General features: G+C 38.2%; 9 protein-coding genes. 6 read left to right on the forward strand and 3 right to left on the reverse strand.

Translation table 11 applies throughout. The annotated features are described in order from the left end of the window. Nucleotides 1–10 precede the first annotated feature (10 nt). The 3 genes from PSF67_RS05195 (at nt 11) to PSF67_RS05205 (ending at nt 4,108) form a co-directional block, all read left to right on the forward strand. The gene (locus PSF67_RS05195) at nt 11–2,497 is read left to right on the forward strand and encodes a fimbria/pilus outer membrane usher protein (RefSeq protein ID WP_231068976.1); all 2,487 of its coding nucleotides are present in this window, start codon (nt 11–13) and stop codon (nt 2,495–2,497) included. Nucleotides 2,498–2,505: 8 nt separating this feature from the next. After that, complete coding sequence (locus tag PSF67_RS05200; RefSeq protein WP_102140278.1) at nt 2,506–3,522, forward strand: fimbrial protein; 1,017 nt, start codon at nt 2,506–2,508, stop codon at nt 3,520–3,522. Between the two features lie 157 nt (nt 3,523–3,679). Then, the gene (locus PSF67_RS05205) at nt 3,680–4,108 is read left to right on the forward strand and encodes a DUF7832 domain-containing protein (RefSeq protein ID WP_102140279.1); all 429 of its coding nucleotides are present in this window, start codon (nt 3,680–3,682) and stop codon (nt 4,106–4,108) included. Between the two features lie 53 nt (nt 4,109–4,161). Here PSF67_RS05205 and pyk read toward each other — a convergent pair whose 3' ends face one another. After that, nucleotides 4,162–5,604, reverse strand: coding sequence for a pyruvate kinase (pyk, locus tag PSF67_RS05210; protein ID WP_102140280.1), 1,443 nt, complete (start codon nt 5,602–5,604; stop codon nt 4,162–4,164). A 199-nt stretch (nt 5,605–5,803) separates the two neighbouring features. Beyond that, the gene (locus PSF67_RS05215; RefSeq protein ID WP_102140281.1) at nt 5,804–6,649 is read right to left on the reverse strand and encodes a MurR/RpiR family transcriptional regulator; all 846 of its coding nucleotides are present in this window, start codon (nt 6,647–6,649) and stop codon (nt 5,804–5,806) included. 472 nt (nt 6,650–7,121) lie between these two features. Between PSF67_RS05215 and zwf the strand changes: the two genes are divergently transcribed. Next, the gene (gene zwf / locus PSF67_RS05220) at nt 7,122–8,597 is read left to right on the forward strand and encodes a glucose-6-phosphate dehydrogenase (protein WP_102140282.1); all 1,476 of its coding nucleotides are present in this window, start codon (nt 7,122–7,124) and stop codon (nt 8,595–8,597) included. Between the two features lie 103 nt (nt 8,598–8,700). On the opposite strand, the gene pdxK is transcribed toward zwf, so the two are convergent. Next, nucleotides 8,701–9,549 (reverse strand): pyridoxine/pyridoxal/pyridoxamine kinase, encoded by an 849-nt coding sequence (pdxK, locus tag PSF67_RS05225; protein ID WP_102140283.1) that lies wholly within the window; start codon nt 9,547–9,549, stop codon nt 8,701–8,703. Nucleotides 9,550–10,183: 634 nt separating this feature from the next. On the opposite strand from pdxK, the gene mdtJ reads away from it, so the two are divergent. Beyond that, on the forward strand, nt 10,184–10,612 hold the full coding sequence (gene mdtJ / locus PSF67_RS05230) for a multidrug/spermidine efflux SMR transporter subunit MdtJ (RefSeq protein WP_042843885.1): 429 nt from the start codon (nt 10,184–10,186) through the stop codon (nt 10,610–10,612). A 1-nt stretch (nt 10,613) separates the two neighbouring features. Further along, nucleotides 10,614–10,946 (forward strand): multidrug/spermidine efflux SMR transporter subunit MdtI, encoded by a 333-nt coding sequence (gene mdtI / locus PSF67_RS05235; protein WP_004254980.1) that lies wholly within the window; start codon nt 10,614–10,616, stop codon nt 10,944–10,946. Nucleotides 10,947–10,957 lie beyond the last annotated feature (11 nt).

Raw genomic sequence — 10,957 nt, forward strand, 5'->3', positions numbered from 1 at the left:
AGTATCTAAGATGTCAGTTCTCTATACCAAAAATAGACTTATGTATTCTAAAGTTTTTACTACGATCAGCTTAATATTGTATGCCAATAATACAATTGCTGAAGATATATTTGATATCAATGCTATTAATACTGGAATTGAAAGTCAAGTTGCTGATGTGAATAGCTTGGGCTACTTATCATCCGCAGGTGGGCAATTACCAGGTGATTATTTTGTCGATATTTATATTAATGATCAACTTGTGGATAATAAGAATATTACATTTTTATTTGATGATAAAACTAAAAAACTACTCCCTAAAATAACAAAAAATATGCTACTAGAGTGGGGGGTAAAAAACTCAGCAAGTGAAAAATTCTCATCAATTGACGGTGATGAATATTTGAACGATATTGCTCAAGTTATTCCTAGTGCTAATTATCAATACAAATTCGAAATCCAACAACTACAAGTAAGCATTCCTCAAATTGGATTAGAAAATACTAGCCGAGGCTACGTTGAGCCAAAAGAATGGGACGATGGAATTAATGCAGCATTTGTTAATTATACTGCAAGATTTAATAAACATTGGTACCAAAATAGAGACAACAGAGATAATACATTCATAGGTTTAAGAAGTGGCATTAATATAAATGCTTGGCGTTTACGTAGCTATAACACATATAGTAATACAACAAATGAAACAAACTGGAATAATTTACAAACCTATATAGAACGAGATATTAGAAGCTTAAAAAGCCGATTAACGATTGGTGAAACATCCTCTGATAATGGTGTGATGGAAAGCAACCCTTATCGTGGGATAAGGTTAGCCTCCGATGAAAGTATGTTACCTCAAAGTGAAAGAGGTTTTGCACCGACAGTCACAGGAATTGCGCAATCAAATGCGATTGTTACTATCAGGCAAAATGGTAATGTGATTTATCAAACAACTGTACCACCTGGTGAGTTTTCAATTAATGATTTATATCCAACTTCATACAGTGGTGATCTTGAGGTCTCCATTGAAGAAGCTAATGGAACAATCAGATCTTTTATTCAGCCGTTTTCAGCGGTACCAATGATGCAAAGAGCTGGTGCATTAAAATATAGCGTGGATATTGGTAAATATAATGTTGATAGTGCACGGCGTAAACCAAATTTTGCGCAAGCATCAGCAATTTATGGGTTACCATATAACTTATCCGCTTATGGAGGTTTTTTAGTTTCCCAAGACTATCAAGCTTACACAATAGGTACTGGAGTAAATTTAGGTAATATTGGTGCGATATCGACAGATATTACGCAAGCATCAACACAATTGATTGATAAAAAGAAGGCAGAAGGGCAATCGTACCGAATTCAGTATTCAAAATATATTCCAGACACAGGCACTTCTTTTTCTTTGGCATCATATCGCTATTCAACAAAGAATTACTATGATTTCTCTGATTCGAATAATTATTTCTATAATATCGGTCGGAAAAAACAACAGTTTCAAGCATCAGTATCTCAATCGCTTAACGGAATAGGTTATTTATCAGTGAATGGTTACCAGCAATATTACTGGGATAAAAGTGGTTCTGATAAAAATTTAACGATGAGTTTTAGTTCTAATTATAATTCGATGAATTACAGTGTTGCTTATTCTTATACAAAGCAAGATTATTCGAATACCAATGACCAAATGCTGTCATTAAATTTAAGTATTCCTTTTGATTTAGGACGGAAAAATAATTGGATCAATTATAGCTATAATACCAGTAAAAATGGCGATTCTATTAGCTCATTGAGTTTTAATGGCACGCAATTAGAAGATAATAATTTGCAGTATGACCTTACGCAAAGATATAACCATAGCCATGACGAATATAGTAGTTCCGTTAGTGCAAACTATATAGTTTCATCAGGGGAATACAGTGCAGGCTATAATTATGACCCTAAATATCATTCTGTCGATCTCGGTGCAACAGGAGCATTATTACTGCATTCTGGAGGGCTAACGACATCACGTACTATTTATGATTCTGCAGTACTCGTAAAAGCTGAAGATATTGATAATTTAAAAGTGAATAATGCGCAGTCGCTCTATACTAACTCTTCAGGCTTTGCCGTAATTCCTACGGTCACACGTTACGAACGAAATAAAATTAGTGTCGATACTGCAACATTAAGTGGTAACAATGATGTTGCTATTAATACAACAACCGTTGTTCCTACTCAAGGTGCTATTGTATTAGCTAATTTTCAAGCAAAACGCGGTGCTAGAGTATTACTAAAACTGCAGCATGCAGGCAAACCCATTGCATTTGGCACTCAAGTTTCTGTGATAGAAAATGAAGAGCAAGTGACTGGAGGTATTGTTGCAAATGATGGGGAAGTTTATTTAAGCGGTGTTCCAGAGCAAAGTACCATCATTGTAAAATGGGGTAATAGTCATAATCAACAATGTACAGTTCCACTTTCATTATCGTTAGAAAATGAAAAAATTCAGTTTATAGAACGAACTTGTGAATAGGGGTCGTCATGAATAATTTAGGATTAAAAATCGGCATTCCGTTACTTTTATATTCACAATTTGGTGTTGCAGAATTTAGGGCTGAATTTACTAACCAACTTGTTAATTCGAATAAAACACTTTATGTCTCACGCACATTACCGGTAGGTAGTTTTATTGGTTCAGTTGATTTAGGTACTCATTCACCTTGGGTGTGGTGGAATGTAACTGGTAATACAGAAGTTGGCATCTATTTACCAAGCGGATATGGGAATTCAAGGTATATTTCTGGTGTAGGTTATGTGAGAGAAGTTAATAGCTCAGGTGTGGGTTATGCTTTACATGGTACAGTATTGAGTCCTTGCTCTGGTTCTGCGTATGTTGATGGAGTAAATACGAAAGATGGAAATATTAGTAATAGGTTAATTTGTGGTTCTAGTGCATCATCAGCAACATATACTGTAAAGTTAAGAGCAGATTTTTATAAAGTTGGTAACAATGTTAAAAGCCAAACTTTACCAACAACTAATGCTGCAATGTTAATTTTATTCCATAATGGTTTTATTACGTCAGATTTATATGGAAGAGTCGAACCCAAAGTAAATATGGGGCCAATTAATGTTATTTCGAGTGGTTGTGAAGTTAAAAATAAGTCAATAGATGTGCCGTTCGGTAAAGTCAGCAAATCATCGTTTACAGGTGTTGGTTCAACGAGCTCCGAGAGTAAGAAAAACTTTCAAATTCAATTAGATTGTGACCCTATATCGCCTATAAAAATTACATTTATTGGAACTCAAGATGCAAGCCAAACACCAGGGGCAATTGCACTCAATAATTTAGCCGATGAAAATACAGCGAAGGGCTATGCAATCCAAGTGAAATATAAAGGAGCACCAATTAAGCTTAATCAGTTAATGCCTATCGTTGAACAAAATAACGTAGGGCAATATAACATTCCATTGGAAGCTGCTTATATCCAAACTCAATCTACAACAACAGCAGGGAAAGCAAACGGTACGCTACAATTTAATTTGCAATATCACTAAGTTCTATTTGCTCTGCACGTAACAAGAAGTGAACTGCAGAGCTTTACTGTCTTGCATTACTTCTTATTTAGCCATCATTTTGTACTTTATCTTAATTCATCACTAACCTGAAGTAAGTTATAGTTAGTTTTTATTGATGCATAAATTGAGGAAGACTATGGCATTTGATCGTATGGATTGGCACTACGGTGGTGATTATCCTTCAGAGTTACCTACTGAGAATGGAGGCACCCATATTGGCTTTTATTTGACATGGATTATTCATAATAATTTAGTCGGAGAATTTCATGTTGAAGAATCAGAGGAAGAGCTCGCATTAGTCAAAGCTCGAAAGCTTGATGGCCGTGAATTTTTGATGACAATGTGTGATGAAAAATTTATAGATGAAGACTTAAGTGATGAAGGTAACGCTTTTACTCAGTTCTATTATGCAGCAGAAGAAAAAGGCTACTTTGAAGATTATGAACGTGTTCTTAAAGGTAATTTACCGACAACTTACCATATAGAAAACTCATGGGAAAATTACGATAAAATTGCACCTGTAATTAGCGAAGCATATATCAAATGGAAACAGGCTCAAGATTAGATAGAGCATCAATATAAAAGAAAGCCCCCACCCATTAGGTGAGGGCTAAAAGATTATTCGACTTCTAGAATACGACAAGTGTTCGTACTACCGACAGTACCCATTAAGTCACCTTGGGTGACAAGAACCACGTCGCCACTCATTAAATAGCCGTTATCACGCAAACGCGTCACTGCCTCGTTCGCAGCCGCAATGCCATCTGTGTGGGTGCTACAGAAAACGGGAGTAACACCACGATAGAGAGAACACTGATTAAGCGTTTTTTCATGGCGAGACATTGCAAAAATCGGTAAGCCAGAGCTGATCCGAGACATCATACGAGCAGTACGACCAGACTCAGTCATTGCAATGATAGCTTTAACCCCTTTAAGGTGGTTAGCTGCATACATTGTTGACATGGCAATCGCTTCTTCTGGGCTACTAAACTCTGCCTCTAAACGGTGTTTAGATACATTCAGGCCAGGCATTTTTTCTGCACCAAAACAAACTTGTGCCATTGCAGCGACAGTTTCTGCTGGGTACTGGCCTGCAGCTGTTTCAGCAGAAAGCATAACGGCATCAGTACCATCCAACACCGCATTCGCAACGTCCATAACTTCAGCTCGCGTTGGCATTGGGTTAGTGATCATGGATTCCATCATTTGTGTTGCAGTTATAACAACACGATTTAATTGGCGAGAACGGCGGATCAATTTTTTCTGGACAGCGACTAATTCTGGGTCGCCAATTTCCACACCGAGGTCACCACGAGCAACCATAACGACATCAGAAGCGAGGATAACTTCGTCCATGACTTCATCATTGGCTACGGCTTCTGCTCGTTCTACTTTAGCAACAATTTGGCATTCACAGCCTGCATCGCGAGCCAAGCGGCGTGCATAATCTAAATCTTCACCTGAACGAGGGAATGAAACGGCTAAATAATCAACATTAATTTTTGCTGCGGTTTTTATATCTTCTTTGTCTTTATCTGTTAATGCCTCAGCAGAAAGGCCGCCACCGAGTTTATTAATACCTTTATTGTTAGATAATTGGCCACCAACAGTAACTTCTGTAAATACTTGTAACCCTTTGACTTCGATGACTTTTAATTGAACTCGCCCATCATCAAGAAGTAAAATATCGCCTGGAACCACATCAGCAGGTAAACCTTTATAGTCGATGCCCACTTTATCTTGGCAGCCTTCACCTTTGCCTAAGTTGGCATCAAGAATGAATTTATCACCAATATTTAGGAAAACTTTACCATCTTTAAACGTGGAAACACGAATTTTAGGACCTTGTAAATCGCCGAGGATCGCAACATGACGACCTAAACGAGCGGCAATTTCACGTACCTTATTAGCACGTAATTGATGGTCTTCTGGAGTTCCGTGGGAGAAGTTAAGGCGAACAACGTTGGCACCAGCATTGATAATTTTTTCAAGATTATTATCGCGATCGGTTGCTGGACCAAGAGTTGTAACAATTTTAGTTCTTCTAAGCCGTCTAGACATGTATTACTCCGTTGACCTGTAATGGTGTTGATAAAAGAGTGAAACCATTTCACTCCATTTCGAAACCTGTTTACTGCAAATAGGGATGCTGACACGAGCACAGCTATTATATACAGCCAATTTCTTAATGCTATCAGGTCTGTAAAACTATTAAAGCCCGAAAGCAAAGAAAAGCATTTATACTGTCAATTTATTGCCTTTAGATGCTATCAAACCGCGAATCACGTAATGCTTCTTTGACGCGCTTCAAGTTATCTCTAAATTTTTCACCTCTTCTTAACGTAAAGCCCGTAGTTAATACATCAATTACAGCGAGCTGAGCCATTCTTGATACCATTGGCATATAGATATCCGTATCTTCAGGAACATCAATAATAATAGATAAGGAAGCGGCTAGAGAGAGTGGTGAGCTTTCTGAGGTAATTGCGATGACTGTAGCGTCGTTTTCTCGAGCTAAACGTGCCATGTCAACTAATGCTTTGGTTCTTCCCGTATGGGAAATGAGCACAATAACGTCTCCTTCAGTACTATTGATACAGCTCATACGTTGCATGACAATATCATCGAAGTATATGACAGGAATATTAAAGCGAAAAAATTTATTCATTGCGTCATGAGCCACAGCGGCTGAAGCACCAAAGCCAAAAAAACTGATTTTTCGAGCTTGAGTTAATAAATCGACAGCACGGTTAATTACCCCGATGTCTAGTGTGTGTTTTACATTATCTAACCCAGCCATAGCAGATTCAAAAATCTTGTAGGTATAGGTATTTACTGTATCCGTTTCTTCTATATGGCGGTTTATGTAAGGAGTACCATTGGCTAAATTTTGTGCTAATCGTAATTTGAAATCAGGGAATCCTTTCGTGTCCATTTTTCGACAAAATCGGTTTACTGTTGGTTCACTAACATCGGCCAATTGCGCTAGTGTGGCGATGCTAAGATGAATGGCATTTTGTGGCATACTTAGAATTACTTCAGCCACCTTTTTTTCTGATTTACTTAAAAAATCGAGACTAGTCTTCATTTGTTCTAAAATATTCATATAGCAAAAGCGCCTATTTCATCGAAAGGAGAAATTTTTGAGTCATCACGTTATCCTATTGTTGATTTTAAATTTCTTACTGTGATGCTGTAATAAAGAGTGAAAATATACTATGTATGATAGGTAAGCTATCTGAATACAGGTGATAAATAGCAGCTTTTTGTGAAACTTTGACCCGTATCTAATTTTCAGATTAGTAAACAACCTACTTATTTTGTTATTTTTTTACGAAAGCTGTCTCCATTCAGTTAAATCGCATCTTTTTAATACACTAAAAATTATTCAGTGTGTAACATAAGATTGAACAGGCAATATGTTGTTTTTTTCATCATAAAAACTGTGATCGGTATCATGAACATTTACTGGGCACTAGCAACAGGGTACATTAGCGGAATTAGGGCTAATTTTAACAAAATTACAATAAGGCCTATCCTAGTTAGGTCTTACATTCCGCAAATTGAGGAGAACCAATATGGCGGTACATAATGCTGCTCAAGCTTGTGACTTAATTATTTTTGGCACCAAGGGAGACCTCGCTCGTCGTAAGCTGCTGCCATCGCTTTATCAATTAGAGAAAGCAGGTTACATTCATCCTGATACGCGCATTATTGGCGTCGGCCGTGCTGAATGGAGTCAAGATGATTATGTTCACTTTGTCAAAGAAGCGTTAGAGAAGTTCTTAAAAGAAGATCTCGATTCAGCCTTATGGGAAAAACTGAGCGCGCGCTTGGATTTTTGTAACTTAGACGTTAATCAGACTGAAAGTTTTGTGCGCTTAGCTGAAATGTTAAAACAAGATGCACAACCTGCCATCCATTACTTTGCAATGCCACCGAGTACTTTTGGTGCAATGTGTCAGGGCTTGGGCCATGCTAAATTAAATAAAAAGCCAAATCGTGTTGTCATGGAAAAACCACTGGGAACGGATTTAGCATCGTCACAAGAAATAAATAATGAAGTGGCTAAGTATTTTGATGAAAGCCAAGTCTATCGCATTGACCACTATCTTGGTAAAGAAACCGTTTTAAACTTACTCGCATTGCGTTTTGCAAACTCGTTATTTATCAATAACTGGGATAACCGCACTATCGATCATGTCCAAATCACGGTTGCAGAAGAAGTGGGAATCGAAGGTCGCTGGGGGTATTTCGACCAAGCTGGCCAAATGCGTGATATGGTACAAAACCACTTATTGCAAATCTTAACGATGATTGCCATGTCGCCACCGGCAGACTTAACCACTGACCGTATTCGTGATGAAAAAGTGAAAGTCTTGCGTTCTTTACGTCGTATTGATCATACCAATGTGCGTGAAAAGGCTGTACGTGGGCAATATACCTCTGGTTTTGTTCAAGGCAAAAAAGTTCCTGGATATTTAGAAGAAGAGGGTGCGAATAAGCAAAGTATGACTGAGTCATTCGTTGCTTTGCGTGTTGATATTGATGATTGGCGTTGGGCAGGTGTACCTTTCTATTTGCGTACGGGGAAACGCCTACCTGCTAAATGTTCAGAAGTTGTGGTTTATTTTAAAAAACCTGCACTGAATATTTTTTCTGAAAGTTATCAAGACCTGCCTCAGAATAAATTAACTATTCGTTTGCAGCCTGATGAAGGGATTGATATTGAAATTATGAATAAGGCACCAGGCCTTGATCATAAACACCGTTTACAAACCACTAAACTGGATTTAAGTTTCTCTGAAACTTTCAACCAGACTCATCTTGCAGATGCTTATGAGCGTTTATTACTTGAAGCCATGCGTGGCATTCAAGCATTGTTTGTTCGCCGTGATGAAGTAGAAGAAGCATGGAAATTTGTTGATTCTATTATCGATGCATGGGCAATGGACAATGAAGCGCCTAAGCCATATCAAGCAGGGACCTGGGGGCCGATTGCATCTGTAGCAATGATCGCACGTGATGGCCGTTCATGGAATGAGTTTGAATAATATTATCAACACATGAAATATTAGTTAGCGTATTGATTTAAATGGCGGGATGACCCGCCATTTTTCTATGTTTACGATATTTTTATCTTTATTACATAGGGAACTAAAGGATTAGTTCACTACGTCCTGTCGCTGCCATATGAATAATCGCTTGTTCGATGCGTAAACATGCCATTTTAGCGGCATCAGGAACGGATAGCCCTGCTAATAACTGGGCGGTGAGTTCTGCACCAAATAAATCCCCCGTTCCTTTTGGTGTGACAGGGTAACGTTTATGACGGATCACGGCTACGTTATCTTTGGTAACACAAACCACTTCAATATTATCGTCATCAGGCTGGAAAGCACTTGTGATGATTACCCACTGTGTATTTCCCTTTAATAAGCTACGGGCTGCGGCTGTCGCATCATCCAAGTTATTGACTTGTTTACCACTTAAGGTCATGAGTTCGAATTTGTTTGGAATAATTCCTGTAGCTAAAGGTATGACTTTATCGCGGTATACCTCGGCAATTTCGGGTGGAATATAAAAACCACTATCTTCATCACCCATGACTGGGTCGACAATAACCGGTAGCGCTGTTCGTTCTTTACGGACTAAGGTTAACCAGTTAGCTAAGTCTTGGGCTTTTTCTGGGGAGCCTAGATAGCCTGTCAAAATAGCTCTCACTGAATTTAAGCTACCACGCTCAACAAAACCGTTTAAATAACCACGAAACCACTCACCAGGTAACTCACCACCATAGCAAGTTGTATAATGAGGCGTATTACTGAGTACTACAGTCGGTACTGCCGCAACACGTAAACCTTGTTTTGTCAGGGCTGGAACGGCAATGCTATTTCCAACACTGCCATAAATAACTTGTGACTGAATTGAAACAACATCATAAGGTAATGGTGTTGCATCAGCAGAATTTTGGAAACTATTAGAGGTAAGGCTAAAGGCGTTCATGGCTCTCTCTTCGGCATATTACAATCATATAGCTACTATAAGAAGCTTGTTCAATCAGGTTGTCAATGCTAAAAATCGAATAGATTATTTAAGGCGTGATGAGAGTATAAAAAGTGGGAAAAAGCATTTTTTTTAAAAAGTAATTCCACTGGAAAATTTATCATTGTCGCTTGTTTATTCGTGTAACATCCGACATATCAAGGGTTAATTAGCATATTAATGAATAGTTATGCATATTTCTATTCAATATAAAAAATGTTTATATTCATTGACTTAATAAAATTGGCATGCTAAAAATAAGCTGAAATTAACTATCAACATGAGGGTTCGGAGTAAATTGGGTAGATGTCTACCTGATGAAAAGAATAAGATATCATGCTTAGCTCAACTAGCGGCAAGATCAGCAAGTCCCAAAAAAGAACGACACACAGGCTTTTCCTTTCAGCTATCCTTTCCAGTGAACACTACTGGTGTGGTGCATTATAGCGTCTCTCTCGATTATTCATTTCGCTGAATAAACTCAGCAACACGTTGTTATTTATTTGAATTTTCAACAACCGCGCAATAGTTATTTGTATTATTAACTTGTACAAAAAATAGTCTATTACGTGGCTGTATATAGAGAGATATTATAATGATTTACTGGATATTTTTAGTATTAGCTATCATAACCGAAGTTATCGGTACCCTATCAATGAAACATGCGAGTGTAAGTGGTGATTTCACCGGTATGGTGGTGATGTATGTCATGATAGCAACATCGTACATTTTACTTGCTGTCGCAGTTAAAAAAGTGGCATTAGGTGTCGCCTATGCACTATGGGAAGGTATCGGTATCCTTTTTATCACAACATTTAGTGTCATGTGGTTTGGAGAAACGCTATCGCCAATGAAAATCGGTGGGTTAGTATTACTGATCACCGGTATTGGGCTGATTAAATCAGGCACCAAAAAAGCCACTGTTCGCCAATCTGCACAGAAAGTAAAACAAGTTACACAAAACGCGGTCAATGCAGCCAAAACAAATGCTTTAGTTGGGCGCGAAGCTAAGTCGGAGGCGTAATATGGCCAGTCATTTTGAATGGTGGCATGCTGCGTTTTTGATCCTAGCAGTTATATTAGAAATCGCAGCCAACATTTTGTTAAAAATGTCGAATGGATTTAAACGGTACTGGATAGGCATTCTTTCTCTCATTGCGGTACTCGGAGCCTTCAGTGCATTAGCGCAAGCAGTAAAAGGCATCGAGCTTTCAATTGCCTATGCATTATGGGGGGCATTCGGGATTATCGCGACAGTAGCAGCAGGTTGGATACTTTTCAATCAACGGCTAAATTATAAAGGCTGGGGGGGGATTGTGTTATTGCTACTAGGTATGGTTCTCATCAAGATGTCGTAATGCTCGTCATA

This window comes from Providencia sp. PROV076 (assembly GCF_028483405.1).
Classification (GTDB): Bacteria; Pseudomonadota; Gammaproteobacteria; order Enterobacterales; family Enterobacteriaceae; genus Providencia; species Providencia huaxiensis.